We start from the raw sequence: 17641 nt of genomic DNA, 5'->3' as shown, positions 1-17641 counted from the left end.
CCCTAAAAAACGCTTCGAAGCAACAGGCTCAGTTGGAGGCCATGATTTCGTAGCAGACCTTGGCCGTGCCGGAGCTGACCATGCCAATGTTCTTGGCGGCTGCCTTGGAAAGATCGAGCACGCGACCCTTGATGAACGGACCACGGTCGTTGATGCGAACCACGACAGCCTTGCCGTTGCGGGCATTGGTCACCTTGACCTTGGTGCCGAAGCGCAGCGAACGATGAGCCGCCGTCAGATTGGAAGGGTTCATCCGCTCGCCCGAAGCTGTCTTGGAGGTCAGTGCATACCAGGATGCGCCTCCGCAGCCGGTACCGGCCTGTGCTGAAAGTGGAGCGATGATGGAACATGCGGCTATAGTTGCAGCCGCAAAAGTCATGCGTCGTATATGCGTCAAACTGTGCTTCCCTGATACTCGGCCCCGCGCCGATGGACTTAGGCGTATTGAATTGAGGTGAGTGTAGAGCGAGCGAAAGATGGCGAAAAATGGCCAATGGGTGTTCACGAAGTGTTACGCGTTGTAACATTCGTGAAGGGCGTCTACCCCGTGAATTTCGATGGGTTTCGACGTATTCGAAAAAATTCATTTGGAATCAACGCCAAACGAAAAATCCGTGCAGAGATAGGGTAAAGCGAACCGGATCACGAATTCACTGTGAAATAATTTTCCAAGACATGAAAATTTTAGCCAGATTGCGCCTTAACAAATGGTTAAAAAGGCGAAAATGCGATTAAAACATTCCTGAAAAGGGCTTTGGATGGATTTTTCAGGGTGGCGGAATATGAACGTTTATTCATCTCGCCAGGTGCCCTCATCCCACATCTGTCGCAGCGATTGGCGGTAGTTGGGATAGGCAAAGGCGAAGCCCAGCTCTTTCAGCTTGCGGTTTGAGACGCGTTTGTTCTCGCCATAGAAAGAACGGGCCATCTCGCTCAACTCTGCGGTCTCAAAGGGTTGCTCTTCCGGGGGGGCCACATCCATCAGGTCCGCAGCAAAGGCGACAACATCCTGCGGCGGTGCAGGCTCGTCATCCGTCACGTTGAAGATGCCGTGGGCCTTGTGTTCGATCAGAAATTCGGTGGCAGCACCAATATCCTCCACACGGATGCGGTTGAACACCTGATCCTTCTTGACCAGTCGCCGCGCCGTGCCCTTTTCAAGGTTGATGAGGCCGTTGCGACCCGGACCGTAAATCCCCGAAAGCCTCAGGGTGCAGAGCTTGACGCCCGCCTGCTGACAGGCCGCGTCCCAGGCCTGTTCGGCCTCCACGCGCTCGACGGAACGTACGGAGACGGGGCGGCAGGGCGTGTCTTCATCCACCCAAGCGCCATCATGGTTGCCATAGACCCCCACAGTCGAGAGATAGGCAGCCCATTGCAAATCCGGCATGAGGCTTTTGAGGTCGCCCTTGCACAGCCGCAGCAGTGGATCGCCGGAAGCGCTGGGTGCGATCGACTGCACCACGTGCGTAACGCCGCGCAATTCAGCGCGCAATTCGTCGCTGATCGCCTCGCCCGAAAAAATGAAGGGAGCGATGGCCTGACACTGCAATGTCGAGATTTTGTCTTCGCCGCGCGTCGTGCCGGAAATGCGGTCCATATCGGTCTGGAGTGCTCTGGCGATGGCCTTGCCGGAATAACCGGCCCCGAAAATCATCAGATGCGACATTTACACTCCTGCCAAGAACCATTCGTCCAGCACGCCCGAATCGTCTTCGGATGCACGTGTGCCAGCGTAGGCATTGAAGCTGTGCCTGTCCATCAATCTTGACAGCGCCCACACCGCCATACCGCGCACGTCGGGCGACACATCCTGTACAAGTATTTGACATTGTTCGATAAACTTGGCGTCACCGGAGTTTCCGGCAGCGATCAGGACATTGCGAATGAAGCGGTTACGACCAATCCTCTTGACCGGGGATCCGCTGAAAAAAGCACGAAAAGCGGCATCGTCCAGCGTCAGCAGAAAAGCGATTTCCGGTTCCTTCAGGTCGTCGCGGGCCTGAAATTTCATCTCGGATGCGTTCGCCGCAAACTTGTTCCAGGGGCAAGCGGCCAGGCAATCGTCACAACCATAGATACGGTTGCCGATCATCGGCCTGAATTCCGGCGGTATAGACCCCTTGTGCTCGATGGTCAGATAGGAAATGCAGCGCCGTGCATCCAGCTTGTAGGGCGCGGGAAAGGCATTGGTCGGGCAGGCGTCGAGACAGGCCCGGCACGAGCCGCAGTGGTCCCTCTCGGCATCGTCCAATTGTAGCTCTGCCGTGGTAAACATGCTGCCCAGAAACAACCACGACCCATGGCTGCGGCTGACGAGATTGGTGTGTTTGCCCTGCCAGCCCAGCCCGGCCGCCTCGGCCAGGGGCTTTTCCATCACCGGCGCGGTATCGACGAAGACCTTCACATCTTCGCCCGCACGCGCAGCAAACCGCGTGGCAATCTCTTTCAACCGTCCCTTGATGACATCGTGATAATCGCGGTTGCGGGCGTAAACGGAGATTGCGGCCTTGTCGGCCTTGGACAGGATGCCGCGCGGGTCTTCGTCGGGGCCATAGTTCAGGCCAAACATAACGACGGACTTCACCTCGCTCCATAACGTCTTGGGGCGCGCACGGCGTTCCTGCGTCTCTTCCATCCAGTTCATGGTGCCGTGAAAGCCGTTGTCGATGAATTCCCGCAGCCGTTCTGGCGCGAGCGGAATGCTGTCGGCGGAGGTGATGCGACAGAGATCGAAGCCGAGCGCGTCGGCCTCTGCGCGGACGAAGTCCGTCAGCTTGGCAGCACGCGTCTGTTGCTTCTGCAATGCCGTGTCGATTGCTTTTCTCCCGATGCGCGGCGCAATGAAACCGCGTCGTGCATCATTATACCGCAAGCCGATGTCGCAGGCTTAAAAATCCAGGTCCGCATAATGGGACGAGGGCGCAAGCCGCGGCACCCGCTCTGTCAGCAGCGGTCGGAAGGATGGGCGCGATTTGACGCGCTGGTACCATTCCTTGGCAATGGGGGCTTCGAGCCAGTTGATCTCGCCGAGATAATCGAGAATGGATACGGAGGCACCCGCAGCGAGATCGGCGTAGCTCAGCCGGTCGCCCGCAAGCCATGTGCGCGAACCTGCCAGCCATTCCAGATATTTCATATGCTGATGGACGTTGGAACGCGCGGTGCGCAACAGCTTGCTGTCAGGCGGGCCACCACCCTGTGCAGTCGACATTTGCAATTTGTAAGCACGTTCGCGCACCAGCGGTCGCGTCACGTCGGTTTCCATCTTTTGTAGAAACCATTCCGTCAGGCGGCGGATTTCGGCGCGCTGGAACGGATCTTCGGCCAGAAGGCGTCTGTCCCGTTTCAGCACACCATGGGTCTCGTCCAGAAATTCTGCCAGAACATAGGGACCGCAGAGCGAGCGCATGTTGTCATCGAGATAGACGGGCAGCGTTCCCGCCGGGTTAAGTGCCAGAAACTCCCGTCGCTTTTCCCAAGGCTGCTCCTCGACCAGATCCGCCTGAAAACCATATTCGGTCAGGATCAGCCGGACGAATCGGGATGCGGTCGACATGGGAGAATGAAAAAGGGTTGGCATAGGCACTCAGATTTTTTGTGAAAGGAAGGGTTGTCTTTATCGCCAGGCGGCGGACAAACGATGGCCTGTGCAGAAACTATAAGTTCAGCTTTTTTAAGACAAGTTTAACAGCCGAGCGATTGCCACATCACTTTATCGCTGAAAAGGCGCGTTCACTCACGAAAAAAGCGCCTTCGATCAACCCGATGGCGCTTTTCTAAACTCATGGCACAAGCGCTTTGCTTGAAATCGATCAGTTTGCCGAGATCGAGCTCGTGGCGCATGGATCGACGCCATAGGCTGGCGAACAACCGGTCTTGCCAGCTGCGACCGTGCCCGGCGCCATGAACGAACCTGCCAGAACAACCAACGCCGCACACGCAAAAAAGAGTGCGATAGACTTGCCCATTTTATATTTGCCTTTCAGACGATGACCGCAACGACACCAGCCGCCGCACGATGATTGTTAGGTTCTGGATTGTGTGTAGGATGTGGCGTTTAGCAATAAAGGACCTTGCTGAACACCGGGTTAATGCGAACTCTTGTTCACAGTTGCCCATGTGCCACGCTTGGTCCAGTGTCGTGCTGATGTCATGATGTGCCCCCACATACGAAAGAAAAGGCAGCGAACGTGATCGCTGCCCGTTGGATGCATAACTCATGGGTTTGGATTTGGTTGCACGCCCTTTTTTAAAAGCGTAACGCCCGCGAGCTGGACGCCGATTTTCCATCCAAAGCGGGATAAGGGCTTAAGCGGCTTTGCCTGTTTTGCTGAACTGTCCGTGGGTGCGGTAGCTCACCATGTAGGACGGCAGAACGGATGCGACGCGTACCGGTGTGATGCCGAGACCGTCGAGCGTCCTCCCGGAATTGGCGGCCTCTGCGGATACGATATTGTCGTTGCGCAGCATCGTGACCTGATCGGCCGTCAGTGGCGGCGTGATCAGCGGTACCATCGATGCGACCTTGCCGATCATCGATGCGATGCCGAAGGGCAGATTGATCAGCGGGCGCTGGCGATAGGTCGCTGCCAACACCGCCTCGAGACAGTCTCGGAATGTCATGACGTCCTGACCACCCAGCTCATAGGTCGCGCCAGCCTTCAGCGCGCCATCGACGCTGCGTGCCACGACTTCGGCCACGTCCTCGACATAGACGGGCTGGAACTTGGTGTGCCCGCCGCCGATCAGCGGCAGAAACGGCATACGCTGCGCCATACCGGCGAATTTGTTGAAGAAATCGTCTTCCGGTCCAAACACGATCGAGGGACGCAGAATGATGGCATCCGGCAGAACCGTGCGGATCGCAGCTTCGGCACGGCCTTTCGTGCGGGCGTAACCAACGGACGAATTGGCATCGGCGCCGATGGCGGAGATATGCGTCAGGGTTGCGCCTGCGTTCCTTGCGGCCTCGGCCACGGCGCGCGCACCTAATTCCTGTACGGCGTCGAAGGTGTTGCGACCGCTCTCGAACAGGATGCCGACGCAGTTGACCACATGGTCGGCGCCTTCAACGGCCTTGTTGATGGACTCCTTGTAACGCAGATTGGCTTGCACAAAGGAAATCTGCCCGACATTGCCCAATGGCTGCAAGAAACCGGCCAGATCGGGACGGCGAACGGCAACACGAATGCGATAGCCGCGCTTGGCCAGAAAACGCACAACATGCCGCCCGACAAAGCCCGAGCCGCCAAAAACGGTGACGAGAGGGGGAAGGTTGGCCAATGGCATGGGAGGCTCCTGCGAAGCGTTGAATATATGCGTTTCCGTCTCTTAGCTTAAAGCCGATGCAACGGGAAGAGAGAACAGCGTTTGTGGCCAACCAGAATGAACGGTTGCTGGACGATGATCAGGTGCCGTCCATGATCATCAGTTCGGTATCGGCCACCTCCTGGCGGATTTTCAGCGCCTGCTGGTATTCGTCGGAGTTGTAGCAATCGAGCGCGTGCTGCATCGAGGGAAACTCGATGATGACATTGCGGGCCCGACCCTTGCCTTCGAGTTGCGTCACAACGCCACCGCGTGCCAGAAAATTCGCTCCGAACCGCTCGAATGCGGGTTTGGCGGTGGAGATGTAGTCCTTGTAGCGCTCGGCGTCGCGCACATCCACCTGTGCAATCCAGTATCCCTTGGCCATGGTCTTATCCTTTTCAGAGTGCTCTGGACATCTCGTCCAGAATGGCAAGCGCCGCAGCCTTTGGATCGGCTGCTTTGACGATGGGTCGGCCTACCACCAGATGGCTGGAGCCAGCCCTGATCGCATCGAATGGTGTCACAACCCGCTTCTGGTCGCCGGCGTCGCCACCGATAGGGCGAATGCCGGGGGTAACGACGGCCATATCAGAACCGACGATCTCACGCACAGCGGCAGATTCTTCCGCCGAGCAAACGATGCCACCCATGCCTGCGTCCCGCGCCTGTGCGGCGCGTTTCAGCACCAGAGAACGGGCGTCACCCTGATATCCGGCATCCAGCAGATCGGCGTCGTCCATGGAGGTCAGAACCGTGACGCCCAGAAGCGTCAGCCCGGACCCATGCGCCGCCTTGACCGCCGCCCGCATCGCTTTCGGATAGGCATGCAGCGTCAGCATCGACATGCCCATCTTGGCGATGTTTTCTACACCCGAAGCCACCGTGTTGTCGATGTCGAGGAGCTTCATGTCGAGGAAGATGTTCTTGCCGCTTTGCGCCAGTTCCCTGGCAAATTCCAGCCCGCCCGCAAAGGCCAGCTGGTGGCCGATCTTGTAGAACAGGACATCGTCGCCGAGTGCGCTGACAATGTTTTCGGCCTCAGCCACGGTTGGAAGGTCAAGCCCGACGATCAGGCGCTCGCGTGCGGTCATAGTCTCATCCCCTGCCATGTTTCCCCCTGCCACGTTTCCATTGCCGTCCAGTCGCATGTGATGCGCCGGTCTGCAAGGGTAAAACAGAACAGATTGCCACCACCCGCAGGCTGGTCGGTGCTGCGGGTAATCTGGCTTCCTGCGAGGTGGCATTTCAGCAGGGTTCCGACGCCGCCATGTCCCACAAAGGCAATTGGCAGCATAGGATCATGGTCAGCGAGAACAGTCTCGACAGCCGATACGATTCGGGCTTGCGCATCGATGGCCGTTTCCCAACCCTTGTAGCTGGCATGTGGGTGGGCAAAGAACCAGTCCGCCGCTGCCTCGAACTGGTCCGGCGGCAGAAACCCCGTCGCACTCCTGTCGTTCTCGTGCATGTTGGGAACGGTCTCAACGGCAACACCGCTCACCGATGCAACAATCTGCGCGGTTTCGGTGGCCTTGTTCTCGGCGCTGCTGACGATGCGGCGCAATGTCTTGGCCCAGGGCAGGGCACTGGCCTTGCGTGTTCTTTCGACGCCCAACTCCGACAGCCCCCAATGGGGAACCGGCACATCGGCGTCGATCCTGACCTGTGGGTGGGTGATGTAAAGCGCGTACATGATGCTACGCTAGCTCAGGCGCGGGTGTAGGTCCACAGCTGTGCGGGCGGAATGTTGCGCACCACGAAATCAAAGTGGCGAATGTGGTAGAGGTGCGGTTGCGCCACGATCGGCGACATCGGGCCATAGGAAATCTGGAGGACCGGACGTCCATGCGGCACGCGATTGAGCAGGTCGTCGAGAAGACGGATGCGCTCGGCCATCGGGAAGTTCAGCATTGGTACGGCTGAGATGACGCAATCGAACATCTGGTCTTTTTGCGCCGCCAGCGTGGTGTCCAGATCGAAAGCATCGCCATTGATGAAATTCACGCCCGGATAGCTGCGCAGCAGTTGCTGGTAGAAGTCCGTGGAATATTCGATGGCCGTCACGTTTTCCGGCCTCACGCCTCGGCCTAGAATAGCCTTGGTGATACAGCCGGTTCCAGGCCCAAGTTCCAGCACGGGCAGGCCGGATTGCGGGGTGATGACACTGGCCATGCGCCGTGCGGTCACACCGGAGGTCGGAACGATGGCGCCTACCTTTTTCGGCTGGTTGACCATTCCCTTGAAGAAACGAATTTCCTCTTCGAATTTCCTGCCGAAGCGCTGTTTCAGGCTCAGTCCCATCCGGTCCCCCTCTGTGTTCCGTCAAAACAACATTTGGTGAAACTGTGGCGATATGTTGTTTCGAACTGTCGTAAAGACAATGAAAAATGTCGCAACAGGAAAATGTCGATAACTGGGGAAAATCTGCAAACAAAAAAGCCGGTGAGGCGGTCACCGGCTTTTTTGCGTTTTCACGAGGTGAGAATACGCTAAACGCGCATCGGCATCAGCACGTAAAGGGCGTCATCGCCCGCATTGTCGCGCACAAGCGTCGGTGAACCCGCGTCGGCCAGAAGGAAAATCGCGTCTTCGCCGGAAAGCTGCGCCGTGATGTCCAGCAGGTATTTGGCGTTAAAGCCGATCTCCATGCCTTCGTGTTCGTACCCAACCGCGACTTCTTCCGTCGCACTGCCGGAATCCGGATTGTTGACGGTCAGCGTCAATTGCCCCTCGGTGATGGCAAGCTTTACCGCGCGGCCACGCTCGGACGAGATGGTCGAGACGCGGTCCACTGCCTTGGCAAACGACTGGCAATCGACGCGCATTTCCTTGTCGTTGCCGGTGGGGATGACGCGCTGGTAATCCGGGAACGTACCGTCGATCAGCTTGGACGTCAAAACGATGTCGCCGATCGCAATGCGGATCTTGGCATCGGACACCTCGACCGTCACTTCCAGTTCGGGGTTATCGACCAGCTTCTGCAACTCGCCCACCGTCTTGCGTGGAATGATGATGCCGGGCATGCCCTCGGAACCGGACGGCGCGTTTACGTCGGCGCGTGCCAGACGGTGGCCGTCGGTGGCGACGGCACGCAGCTTCAGGTCGTTGCCGCTTTCGATCGTGTGGAAGAAGATGCCGTTCAGATAATAGCGTGTCTCTTCGGTCGAAATCGCAAACTGCGTGCGGTCGATCAGCATTTTCAGGTCAGTTGCCTTCAGTTTGAAGACGTGGCTGAAGGTCCCGGCCGTGAGATCCGGGAAATCGGTTTCCGGCAGGCACTGCAACGAAAACTTCGAGCGGCCGGATGCAACCGTCATGGTCGAGCCATCGGGATTGGTGGCCAGAAGAACCTCGGAACCATCAGGCAGCTTGCGCACGATTTCATACAGCAGATGCGCGGGCACCGTCGTCGAACCGGCCTGTTCCACCATCGCTGGTGTCGCTTCGGTGATTTCGAGATCGAGGTCGGTCGCCTTCATGTCCAGCTTGGCATCGGATGCGCGCAAGAGCACGTTGGACAGAATGGGAATCGTGTTGCGCCGTTCCACCACACGATGAACGTGGTTCAGCGATTTCAGAAGGTTCGACCGCTCGAGGGTAATACGCATGAAGACTTCCGCTTTCAACCGATGCGATCCTGGATAGGCCGGATCGCCAAGATAGTGTCTCCGGCATTTTGGCCGGATAATGTGGACGGGCAAAATGGCAGAGTTATCGAGGAAAAGGCAAGGGGCCAGACCGCGTCATTCCTCAATTTTCCACGCTATACATTCCCTTACATGACGTGAGCGCCAACAACGGCCCTTGTTCGCAGGCGCCGTCTTGCCCATAAAGACAGGGAAATACCACAGGACGGGAATGATGCAGTGACAGATGAAGCGGTGAGCGACCAGACGATAGACGACGCAGACGGCACGGGCCGCGGTTTCAAGGTCGGTGGCTTCACCGTGCCTGCACGCCCCATCGATGCCGCACTCTATCTGGTCGCCACCCCCATCGGCAATCTCGGAGATATCACCTTAAGGGCGCTGGAAACACTGGCCTCTGCTGATGTTCTGGCCTGTGAGGACACCCGTGTCACCCGCATTCTGCTGGACCGTTACGGTATCCGCAATCGCCCCTATTCCTATCACGAGCACAATGCCGAAGAGGCCGGCCCCAAGCTCATCGCTGCCCTGGATGCCGGAAAATCCGTGGCGCTGGTGTCGGATGCGGGCACGCCGCTGGTCTCCGATCCCGGATATCGCCTGGGGCAAATGGCAGTCGAGGCGGGCCACCGCGTCGTGCCCATTCCGGGCGCTTCGGCACCTTTGGCTGCGCTGGTCGGCTCCGGCATGCCGAGCGACGCTTTCATGTTCGCAGGCTTTCTGCCAGTCAAGGACAAGGGCAAGCGCGACCGTTTTTCCGAGCTTTCGAAAATTCCGGCGACCATGATGTTTTTCGAATCCCCGCACCGCATCTGCGCCACCATAAAGGTCGCCTCGGAGGTTCTGGGGCCGAACCGCCGCGCCGTCGTATGTCGGGAACTGACGAAGACCTTCGAAGAGTTCCGCCGTGGCACGCTGGGTGAACTGACGGAATTTTATAACGAAGACCGTATCGTCAAAGGCGAGATCGTGCTCCTCATCGAGCCGCCGTCCTATGACGAAATTCCTGATATGGAAGACGTCGAAAAGCTGCTGAAAGACCTTGTCTCCACCATGCCTGCCGCAAAAGCGGCCGCAGAGGCCGCCAAACTCACCGGCCTGCCGCGCAAGGAGCTTTACCAGCGCATCCTTGACCTGAAGGGTAGCGATGGCGCGTGAGGCAAGCAGACGCCGGGCCGAACGGCGCGGCCATATTGCCGAATATTGGGCAGCGCTTTATCTGCTGGTGAAGGGCTATCGCATCCTCGCCCTGCGTTACCGCACCCGATCGGGTGAAATCGATATTATCGCACGCAAGAAGGACGTGATCGCCTTCGTCGAGGTCAAGGCACGGGCCTCTGAAACAGGCGCTATCGATGCGGTCAGCTCCGCGTCGCAAGTCCGCATCCGCGCCGCCGCCGATCTCTGGCTGTCACGTCGTAAGGACGCCGCTGCTTTATCGCTGCGTTTCGATATCGTTGCAGTCCTGCCGCGCCGCATGCCCAAACATTTCATCGACGCTTTCTAGGGAGACAAGTGGATGCGCAGCGAACGGGAGAAAATGGCAGCGGGAGAATGGTATTGCTGTCTGGATGATGAACTCGATGCCCTGCGTGTCGCGGCCCGCCGGGCCGTCCACCAACACACCAGCATGGTGCCGGATGCCCGTGGTGCAATGGCCCCGCTTCTGCGCTCTCTCTTTGGGTCCGTCTCCAAAACCGCCTTCATCGAAGCACCGTTTCATTGCAGCTACGGCTTCAATATTTCGCTGGGTGAAAACACCTATCTCAACGCGGGATGCGTCATTCTGGATTCCGGCCCCGTCACCATAGGAAACGGTTCCATGCTCGGCCCCGGCGTGCAGATCTATTGCGCCGATCACCATAGGGATGGCGCGCAGCGCGCACGTGGCATCGAGATCGCCAAACCCGTCACCATTGGCAACAATGTCTGGATTGGCGGCGGGGCGATCATCCTGCCCGGCATCCGCATTTTCGATGGCGCGATCATCGGCGCGGGCTCGGTCGTCACGAAAGATGTCGCCGCCGGTCAGACTGTGGTCGGAAATCCCGCCCGCCTCGTTTCGGCATCGTTGCCGGCAACTCGTGATTGATGCGTGAAGTCATGGAGCACTTCTTGGTGCCGTACTGTTATAAATCCGACATAAAACCGTAAACGAGACGTCATGGAACGCGCCTATTCGCATCCTCACCCAACAAGGGCGGTAGAGGATCGGAACTATGATCAAGAAGTTTTCCATGGCTGCAATGGCCATCACGTTTTCGGCGACATCGTCCATGGCGGCGACCAACATCACCTGGTGGCATGGCATGGGTGGCCGCAACGGCGAAGTCATCAATGAAGTATCGCAGAAGTTCAATGCCGCGCAGACCAATTGTGCACTGACGCCTGTTTCCAAGGGCTCTTACGAAGAAGCGCTCGCCAGCGGCATCGCGGCCTTCCGTTCAGGCGAACAGCCGAACATCCTTCAGGTCTTCGATGCCGGTGCCGCCACCATCATCAATGCCAAGGGCGCGATCATTCCGGCCGAAGACATCATCAACAAGGCCGGTTACAAATTCGATCGCGAAGCCTTCATTCCCGGCGTGCGGAACTTCTACGCCGCTGCCGATGGCAAGTTCGTCGGCATGCCGTTCAACTCGTCTGCGCCGATCATGTACTACAACACCGAAGCCTTGAAGAAGGCCGGTGTCGAAGCCCCCAAGACCTGGGAAGAGTTCGAGGCCGCAGCGCCGAAACTGAAGGAAGCCGGTTTCATTCCCCTCGTTCAGACGCAACTGACCTGGGAATTCACCGAGAACTTCTTCTCGCGTAACAACCTTCAGTTCGCCACAAACAACAATGGTTACGACAGCGTTGTCGACACTAAGCTGAAGGTCACCGATCCCAACCTCGTCATGATGTTCGACAAGCTGAAGGCCTGGAAGGATCAGGGCTATTTCGCCTATTACGGCGCTGGCTGGAACGATAACCAGAAGCCGTTCGAAGAAAACAAGGTCGCGCTGTGGATCGGGTCTTCCGGCTCCTTCGGCGGCCTGCAGAAGACGGCACAGATGCCGTTCTCCGCAACCTTCCTGCCCTATTGGGGCTCCATCAAGGGCGCTGGCACCAACTCTTTCATCGGTGGTGCTGCCCTGTTTGCCATGTCCGGCAAGTCGGACGCCGAAAACAAGTGCGTGGCTGACTTTTTCCAGTTCCTGACATCGCCCGAAATCCAGAAGTTCTACCACGAGGCAACCGGTTACGTCGCCATCACCCAGGCGGCCTATGAGCTTGCCAAGAAGGAAGGCTTCTACGAGAAGCAGCCCGTTGCCGAAGTCGGCATCAAGCAGCTGTCTCTTCCAGGTGGTGAATGGTCCAAGGGCTACCGCCTCGGCTTCTACCCACAGATCCGCGCCATCATGGAACGCGAATATGGCCGCATCTTCTCCGGTGAAGTCGAGCCGAAGCAAGCCATGGAGATCATCGAAAAGGAAGGCAACGAGCTTCTGGCCCGTTTTGCCAAGACTGCCGGTTGATTGAACTGAAGCCATAAGAAATGGGCCTCCCTTCAGAATGAGGGAGGTCCGTTGGTTGTCTGAAGGCTAGCCAGTTTCTCTTTTGTCATCCTCGGGCTTGTCCCGAGGATCTAACGAACCACAACATTGAACGTGGTCAGATCCTCGGGACAAGCCCGAGGATGACGTCGAGCAAGTGGGTAAGACCTGTCCATGATCCCGGCCTCGCTTCAGACATGAAGAGACGCCCACAACACACAAAGGTTCGCGCGCGTGGCCTATACTTCGTCCCAGCCGGGTCTCGTCCGGCCCATTCCCGGCGTCGCCGCCAAGGCCAAGAAGCCTGTCGAGATGGCGCAGCCCGCCAAACGGGTGCAGTTTTCGTCGTCCGCGCTGCCTTATCTGTTGATCGCGCCACAACTCATCGTCATTTTCGTCTTCTTCTATTGGCCGTCCGTACAGGCCGTTCAGTCGTCATTCTATATCGAAGACCCCTTCGGCTTCGGCTCCACCTTCGTCGGCATGGCCAATTATTCCGATGCGCTATTCAGCGCCGAATATCTCAACATCGCCAAGTTCACGGTGATTTTCACTGTTCTCGTTACCGTCTTTTCACTGGCGCTCGGCCTTTTGCTGGCGGTGAAGGCGGACGCGATCATTCGCGGCGCTTCGGCTTACAAGACGCTGCTGATTTCGGTCTATGCCATCGCTCCGCCGGTTGCGGGCCTCATCGGCATGATGTTTTTTGACCAGCACATCGGCCCTTTCGTCAAGATGGCCGCCTTCTTCGGCTGGCACATGCAGGTCGGTGTCACCTATTTCGATACCGCCTTCGCCATGATTTTCGTGTCCGTCTGGAAACAGATCCCCTATAATTTCATCTTCTTCCTGTCGGGCCTGCAAAGCGTGCCGGTGTCGGTGCGCGAAGCCGCCTTCATCGATTGCCGCTCCGGCCTTCGCCGGTTCTGGACGGTCATCATGCCGCTTCTGGCGCCCACCGCTTTCTTCCTGCTCATCATCAACATCACCTATGCACTGTTCGATACTTTCGGCGTCATCGACGTGATGGTGAAGGACAAGGCGGCCAACAACCCGATTACCCTTGTCTACAAGGTCTATGTGGATGGCTTCCGCGGCAATGACATTGGCGGCTCATCGGCTCAATCGGTCATTTTGATGATCGTCGTCTTCGTGCTGACGGTCATCCAGTTCCGTTTCCTCGAAAAACGCATCCATTACGGTTGAGGGATTTTCACCATGTACAAGACAAAGCCCCTCGATCACCTGATCCTCATCATCGGTTCGCTGTTTCTCATCATGCCTGTGGTGGTCGCCTTCATGACGTCGACGCATACGGCAGCGCAGATCCATATGAATGGCCTGACGCTTCTGCCGGGAGACAATTTCGTCGGCACCTATGAGAAGGTCTTGACCCAGAAGGGTGGCTTTACGGGTCAGATCACCGGCCTCAACATGGTCATCAACTCGCTGATCCTCGGCATCGGCTTTGCTGTCGGCAAGATCGTGCTGTCGATGCTGGCGGCTTACGCCATCGTCTATTTCCGCTTCCGCTTCGCCACGCTTGCCTTCTGGGTCATCTTCACCACCCTGCTTCTGCCGCTGGAAGTCCGCATCATGCCGTCCTATGAGGTCATGAGCAAACTGGGACTGTTGAACTCCTATACCGGCCTCATTGTACCACTTCTGGCATCGGCCACCGGCACCTTCTATTTCCGGCAGTTTTTCAAATCCGTGCCGGATGAACTGTTGGAAGCTGCCCGTATCGATGGGGCAGGGCCGGTCAAGTTCTTCATCGATATCCTGCTGCCTCTGTCGCGCACCATGATGGCGGCCATCTTCATCATCATGTTCGTCTATGGCTGGAACCAGTATCTCTGGCCCATGCTGATGACTAGTGATGAGAGCTTCTTCACCATCATGCGCGGCATCAAACAGATCCTTCAGGTCTGGGTCGGCTCGCAAATTCCCGATTACAACGAAGCGTTCGCGCTCGCCGTTCTGGCCATGCTGCCACCTGTGTTGATCGTCGTCATCTTCCAGAGCTGGTTCATCAAGGGCCTCACCGAAAGCGATAAGTAAGGACAACCACAATGGCCGAAATCGAAATCAGTCAGGTCTGCAAGGATTACTCCAACGGCATACGCGCCGTTCACGATGTGGATATCTCCATCAAGGACGGGGAATTCATCGTCCTCGTCGGCCCGTCGGGTTGCGGCAAGTCCACGCTGTTGCGCATGGTTGCCGGTCTTGAGGAGATATCTCAAGGCAAGGTCAGCATCGGCAACCGCGTCGTCAATGACGTGGAGCCCGCCGACCGCGACATCGCCATGGTCTTCCAGAACTACGCGCTTTATCCGCATATGTCGGTTCGCCAGAACCTGGAATACGGCCTGAAAAACCGCAAGACGCCTAGGGACGAGATCGATGCGCGCGTGGCGGAAGCCGCCCGCATGCTGGAGCTTCAGCCCTATCTGGATCGCAAACCGCGGGCTTTGTCGGGCGGTCAGCGCCAGCGTGTCGCCATGGGTCGCGCCATCGTGCGCAAGCCCGCCGCTTTCCTGTTCGATGAGCCGCTGTCGAACCTCGATGCCAAGCTGCGCGTTTCCATGCGCGGCGAGATCAAGCGCCTGCAACGCCGTCTTGGCACCACCTCCATCTACGTCACCCACGACCAGCTGGAGGCCATGACGCTGGCAGATCGTCTGGTGGTGCTGAATGCCGGTCGTATCGAACAGATCGGCGCGCCGCTGGAGGTCTACCACAAGCCAGCCTCCACCTTCGTCGCCAGCTTCATCGGCTCGCCCGCCATGAACCTCCTGGCAGGCGAACTGCACGGCGACAGGCTCGCCATCGGCCCCGCCACGCTCTCGCTCAATGGTTATGCCCCGGCCTCCGGCCCTGTCACGGTCGGCATGCGCGCAGAAGACCTGCGGATTGCCCGCGCCGGTGAACAGGGCATCCCTTTCCGCGTGGATTATATCGAGGAGCTCGGCTCGCAGCGTCTCCTCCATGGTCTGGTGGGCGATCAGGTTCTGACCGTGGCCTGCGCTGCCGAAACCGAGATGCCGCAGGAGATGTTGCTGGCGATTGCGCGCGAAAAGCTGCATTTCTTCCACAATGACACCGGCAAGCGCATCACGACCAGCGCCGATGTCATGCCGCGTCAGCCAGCGGAGCAGCGTGTCGCGGCCCATTAGAGCGTTTCCTTGTTAAATGGAAACGTTCTGCCGGAGCAGATTTTCGTCAGGACAAAGGCGATTGGCGAAGGGCATACCCTGAGGTACGGTCGAGCCGATCGCCTTTGTCCCGGCGGAAATATGCCCGGCCCTCCGGGTTGGTTGAAACGGGCCATCTGCCTGCCCGGACGGCTTGGCCGTATGCTAAGGCTACGCCACGCGCCATCCGGACAAGCAGTCGATCCCGTTTGAACCAACAGAACTGTTTCCATTTAACAAGGAAACGCTCTAAAAGTCGGCTGGAAATGCACGTCGTTAAACTTGTCTCAATTTAAGGAAGAGCATTCTTACTCGATCTGTGCTAGGGCGTTTCCATTGCAAGGTTGGGGACGCAATATGGTTTTTCATGTCATGATCGCAAGTGTGGCTGCAATGGCGGCCCGCGCCGTGCCGCTGATGCCGCGCGCCAGGAGTGTCGGGCGGACGCAAACCGTTGTATCGGCTGCTTCCAGCGGCCTGATCATGCAACCCGCCCCCATCAACCCGGACTGGATCCTCGCAGGCGAACCCGTAGCCCGCATGGCAGACCATTCCAGAAGTGCAGATCGCGCCGCCTATACCGCTCTGTGGGATTGCACGGCTGGCACGTTCCGCTGGTTCTTCGCCTGGGACGAAACGGTCCATATCGTCGAGGGCGACGTCCATGTGACTGCGGAAGATGGCACCATTCATATGCTCCGAACGGGCGACGTTGCCTATTTCAAGGCCGGCACCTGGGCCACATGGCGTGTGGATACCTATGTGCGCAAGGTCGCCTTCCTGCGCCGCCCTTTCCCGGCGCCGATCGCCTTTGCCTATCGCTTGAAGAACAAGCTGTTGCCGGCCAAAACGCCCTCGCTGTAAGCCCCGAAACCGTCAATAAAACTCATAGATACGCCACTCCGTAGCAGTTGCCTTTGAAGCTTGCCTGCCCTACACATTTCGGGCTTTCAAAAGGAAATTGCGCATGGCCAAAATCAAGAACGTCGCGATCCAGATGGATCATGTCTCCGGCATCAACATCGCAGGCGACAGCACCTTCGCGATCAGCCTTGAGGCGCAGGCCCGCGGTTACCGCCTGTTCCATTACACACCGGATCGTCTGTCGATGCGAGATGGCAAGATCTACGCCACCGTCGAACAGATGCAGTTGCGCGATATCAAGGGCGATCACTTCTCTTTGTCTGAACCGGAGCGTGTTGATCTCGCCACCATGGATGTTATCCATCTGCGCCAGGATCCACCCTTCGACATGGCCTACATCACCTCCACGCATTTGCTGGAGCGCATCCACCCCAAGACGCTTGTGGTGAATGATCCGGCATGGGTGCGCAATTCGCCGGAAAAGATCTTCGTCACCGAATTCGCCGACCTCATGCCCACCACGCTCATCACCAAGGACGTGAGCGAGATTGCCCGGTTCCGCGAAGAGATGGGCGACATCATCCTCAAACCCCTTTACGGCAATGGCGGCGCAGGCGTCTTCCACTCCACCCGCGATGATCGCAATTTTTCCTCGCTGCTGGAAATGTTCGGCCAGATGTTCCGCGAACCCTATATCGCCCAGCAATATCTGCCGGATGTCCGCAAGGGCGACAAGCGGATCCTTCTGGTTGATGGCGAGCCGGTTGGCGCCATCAACCGCGTGCCTGCGGAAAACGATGCCCGCTCCAACATGCACGCCGGTGGCCGTCCTGAACCGACAGAGCTCACGGCCCGCGAAAAGCAAATCTGCCAGCGTATCGGCCCCGCATTGCGGGAGCGCGGCTTCCTCTTCGTCGGCATCGATGTCATCGGCGATTACATGACGGAAATCAACGTCACGTCACCCACCGGCATCCGCGAAGTCAAGAAATTCGGCGGTGCCGATGTCGCCAGCCTCTTGTGGGACGCGATCGAGCGCAAGCGCGACGCGCAGGGCTGAGCCGTTTGGAGTGGCGAAAACCTG

The 17641-nt window shown here is 58.0% G+C and carries 20 protein-coding genes; 9 read left to right on the top strand and 11 right to left on the bottom strand.

Going from position 1 to position 17641, the window contains the following annotated elements; all coding sequences use genetic code 11:
- Positions 1-28: 28 nt before the first annotated feature.
- The 11 genes from EKM04_RS18640 to dnaN form a co-directional block, all read right to left on the bottom strand.
- Entirely contained in the window at positions 29-397 is a 369-nt protein-coding gene (locus EKM04_RS18640; RefSeq protein WP_174151911.1) for a septal ring lytic transglycosylase RlpA family protein, read from the bottom strand.
- 393 nt (positions 398-790) lie between these two features.
- A complete protein-coding gene (locus EKM04_RS18635) occupies positions 791-1669 on the bottom strand; it encodes an SDR family oxidoreductase (RefSeq protein WP_234910958.1) in 879 nt (292 codons plus the stop codon).
- A complete protein-coding gene (queG, locus tag EKM04_RS18630) occupies positions 1670-2818 on the bottom strand; it encodes a tRNA epoxyqueuosine(34) reductase QueG (RefSeq protein ID WP_183896801.1) in 1149 nt (382 codons plus the stop codon). It lies immediately after the preceding gene.
- A 72-nt stretch (positions 2819-2890) separates the two neighbouring features.
- Entirely contained in the window at positions 2891-3583 is a 693-nt protein-coding gene (locus EKM04_RS18625) for a glutathione S-transferase family protein (RefSeq protein ID WP_174151912.1), read from the bottom strand.
- 232 nt (positions 3584-3815) lie between these two features.
- Complete coding sequence (locus tag EKM04_RS18620; RefSeq protein WP_164470679.1) at positions 3816-3971, bottom strand: hypothetical protein; 156 nt, start codon at positions 3969-3971, stop codon at positions 3816-3818.
- Between the two features lie 340 nt (positions 3972-4311).
- Positions 4312-5292, bottom strand: a complete 981-nt coding sequence (locus tag EKM04_RS18615) for a complex I NDUFA9 subunit family protein (protein WP_183896633.1) — start codon at positions 5290-5292, stop codon at positions 4312-4314.
- Between the two features lie 118 nt (positions 5293-5410).
- A complete protein-coding gene (locus tag EKM04_RS18610; RefSeq protein ID WP_183896632.1) occupies positions 5411-5698 on the bottom strand; it encodes a DUF1330 domain-containing protein in 288 nt (95 codons plus the stop codon).
- A gap of 13 nt (positions 5699-5711) precedes the next feature.
- Entirely contained in the window at positions 5712-6404 is a 693-nt protein-coding gene (pyrF, locus tag EKM04_RS18605; protein ID WP_183896631.1) for an orotidine-5'-phosphate decarboxylase, read from the bottom strand.
- Positions 6401-7006, bottom strand: coding sequence for a histidine phosphatase family protein (locus tag EKM04_RS18600; RefSeq protein ID WP_183896630.1), 606 nt, complete (start codon positions 7004-7006; stop codon positions 6401-6403). The genes pyrF and EKM04_RS18600 overlap by 4 nt, the downstream gene beginning before the upstream one ends.
- Before the next feature lie 14 nt (positions 7007-7020).
- On the bottom strand, positions 7021-7614 hold the full coding sequence (gene pmtA, locus EKM04_RS18595) for a phospholipid N-methyltransferase PmtA (protein WP_183896629.1): 594 nt from the start codon (positions 7612-7614) through the stop codon (positions 7021-7023).
- Between the two features lie 188 nt (positions 7615-7802).
- Complete coding sequence (gene dnaN / locus EKM04_RS18590) at positions 7803-8921, bottom strand: DNA polymerase III subunit beta (RefSeq protein WP_174151918.1); 1119 nt, start codon at positions 8919-8921, stop codon at positions 7803-7805.
- Positions 8922-9209: 288 nt separating this feature from the next.
- Here dnaN and rsmI point away from each other — a divergent pair, with 288 nt between their 5' ends.
- The 9 genes from rsmI to gshB all read left to right on the top strand — a co-directional run bounded on the left by rsmI (position 9210) and on the right by gshB (position 17617).
- Positions 9210-10118: a 16S rRNA (cytidine(1402)-2'-O)-methyltransferase gene (gene rsmI, locus EKM04_RS18585; protein ID WP_252094090.1), complete on the top strand. Its 909-nt coding sequence runs from the start codon at positions 9210-9212 to the stop codon at positions 10116-10118.
- Positions 10108-10467, top strand: a complete 360-nt coding sequence (locus tag EKM04_RS18580; protein ID WP_183896627.1) for a YraN family protein — start codon at positions 10108-10110, stop codon at positions 10465-10467. Before rsmI ends, EKM04_RS18580 begins: the two co-directional genes overlap by 11 nt.
- A 12-nt stretch (positions 10468-10479) precedes the next feature.
- Positions 10480-11052: a sugar O-acetyltransferase gene (locus tag EKM04_RS18575; RefSeq protein ID WP_183896626.1), complete on the top strand. Its 573-nt coding sequence runs from the start codon at positions 10480-10482 to the stop codon at positions 11050-11052.
- 127 nt (positions 11053-11179) lie between these two features.
- Positions 11180-12478: an extracellular solute-binding protein gene (locus EKM04_RS18570; RefSeq protein ID WP_183896625.1), complete on the top strand. Its 1299-nt coding sequence runs from the start codon at positions 11180-11182 to the stop codon at positions 12476-12478.
- Positions 12479-12730: 252 nt separating this feature from the next.
- Positions 12731-13702: an ABC transporter permease subunit gene (locus EKM04_RS18565; protein ID WP_183896624.1), complete on the top strand. Its 972-nt coding sequence runs from the start codon at positions 12731-12733 to the stop codon at positions 13700-13702.
- A 12-nt stretch (positions 13703-13714) separates the two neighbouring features.
- Entirely contained in the window at positions 13715-14557 is an 843-nt protein-coding gene (gene ugpE / locus EKM04_RS18560) for a sn-glycerol-3-phosphate ABC transporter permease UgpE (RefSeq protein WP_174151924.1), read from the top strand.
- An 11-nt stretch (positions 14558-14568) separates the two neighbouring features.
- On the top strand, positions 14569-15675 hold the full coding sequence (locus tag EKM04_RS18555; RefSeq protein ID WP_183896623.1) for a sn-glycerol-3-phosphate import ATP-binding protein UgpC: 1107 nt from the start codon (positions 14569-14571) through the stop codon (positions 15673-15675).
- Between the two features lie 375 nt (positions 15676-16050).
- On the top strand, positions 16051-16557 hold the full coding sequence (locus tag EKM04_RS18550) for a cupin domain-containing protein (protein ID WP_183896622.1): 507 nt from the start codon (positions 16051-16053) through the stop codon (positions 16555-16557).
- Between the two features lie 103 nt (positions 16558-16660).
- On the top strand, positions 16661-17617 hold the full coding sequence (gshB, locus tag EKM04_RS18545; protein WP_183896621.1) for a glutathione synthase: 957 nt from the start codon (positions 16661-16663) through the stop codon (positions 17615-17617).
- Positions 17618-17641 lie beyond the last annotated feature (24 nt).

Source organism: Rhizobium skierniewicense Ch11 (genome assembly GCF_023757665.1).
Taxonomy (GTDB): Bacteria; Pseudomonadota; Alphaproteobacteria; order Rhizobiales; family Rhizobiaceae; genus Agrobacterium; species Agrobacterium skierniewicense.
The sequence above is the reverse complement of the archived record's forward strand: the minus strand, read 5'-3'. Positions and strand labels throughout refer to the sequence as shown.

Excerpts from the sequence above, each read along its gene's own strand:
- EKM04_RS18620 (WP_164470679.1), bottom strand. The coding sequence starts at position 3,971 with ATGGGCAAGTCTATCGCACTCTTTTTTGCGTGTGCGGCGTTGGTTGTT.
- pmtA (WP_183896629.1), bottom strand. The coding sequence starts at position 7,614 with ATGGGACTGAGCCTGAAACAGCGCTTCGGCAGGAAATTCGAAGAGGAA.
- dnaN (WP_174151918.1), bottom strand. The coding sequence starts at position 8,921 with ATGCGTATTACCCTCGAGCGGTCGAACCTTCTGAAATCGCTGAACCAC.
- EKM04_RS18635 (WP_234910958.1), bottom strand. The coding sequence starts at position 1,669 with ATGTCGCATCTGATGATTTTCGGGGCCGGTTATTCCGGCAAGGCCATC.
- EKM04_RS18550 (WP_183896622.1), top strand. The coding sequence starts at position 16,051 with ATGGTTTTTCATGTCATGATCGCAAGTGTGGCTGCAATGGCGGCCCGC.
- EKM04_RS18610 (WP_183896632.1), bottom strand. The coding sequence starts at position 5,698 with ATGGCCAAGGGATACTGGATTGCACAGGTGGATGTGCGCGACGCCGAG.
- pyrF (WP_183896631.1), bottom strand. The coding sequence starts at position 6,404 with ATGACCGCACGCGAGCGCCTGATCGTCGGGCTTGACCTTCCAACCGTG.
- EKM04_RS18580 (WP_183896627.1), top strand. The coding sequence starts at position 10,108 with ATGGCGCGTGAGGCAAGCAGACGCCGGGCCGAACGGCGCGGCCATATT.
- EKM04_RS18555 (WP_183896623.1), top strand. The coding sequence starts at position 14,569 with ATGGCCGAAATCGAAATCAGTCAGGTCTGCAAGGATTACTCCAACGGC.
- gshB (WP_183896621.1), top strand. The coding sequence starts at position 16,661 with ATGGCCAAAATCAAGAACGTCGCGATCCAGATGGATCATGTCTCCGGC.
- EKM04_RS18570 (WP_183896625.1), top strand. The coding sequence starts at position 11,180 with ATGATCAAGAAGTTTTCCATGGCTGCAATGGCCATCACGTTTTCGGCG.
- EKM04_RS18615 (WP_183896633.1), bottom strand. The coding sequence starts at position 5,292 with ATGCCATTGGCCAACCTTCCCCCTCTCGTCACCGTTTTTGGCGGCTCG.
- EKM04_RS18575 (WP_183896626.1), top strand. The coding sequence starts at position 10,480 with ATGCGCAGCGAACGGGAGAAAATGGCAGCGGGAGAATGGTATTGCTGT.
- EKM04_RS18600 (WP_183896630.1), bottom strand. The coding sequence starts at position 7,006 with ATGTACGCGCTTTACATCACCCACCCACAGGTCAGGATCGACGCCGAT.
- EKM04_RS18625 (WP_174151912.1), bottom strand. The coding sequence starts at position 3,583 with ATGCCAACCCTTTTTCATTCTCCCATGTCGACCGCATCCCGATTCGTC.
- ugpE (WP_174151924.1), top strand. The coding sequence starts at position 13,715 with ATGTACAAGACAAAGCCCCTCGATCACCTGATCCTCATCATCGGTTCG.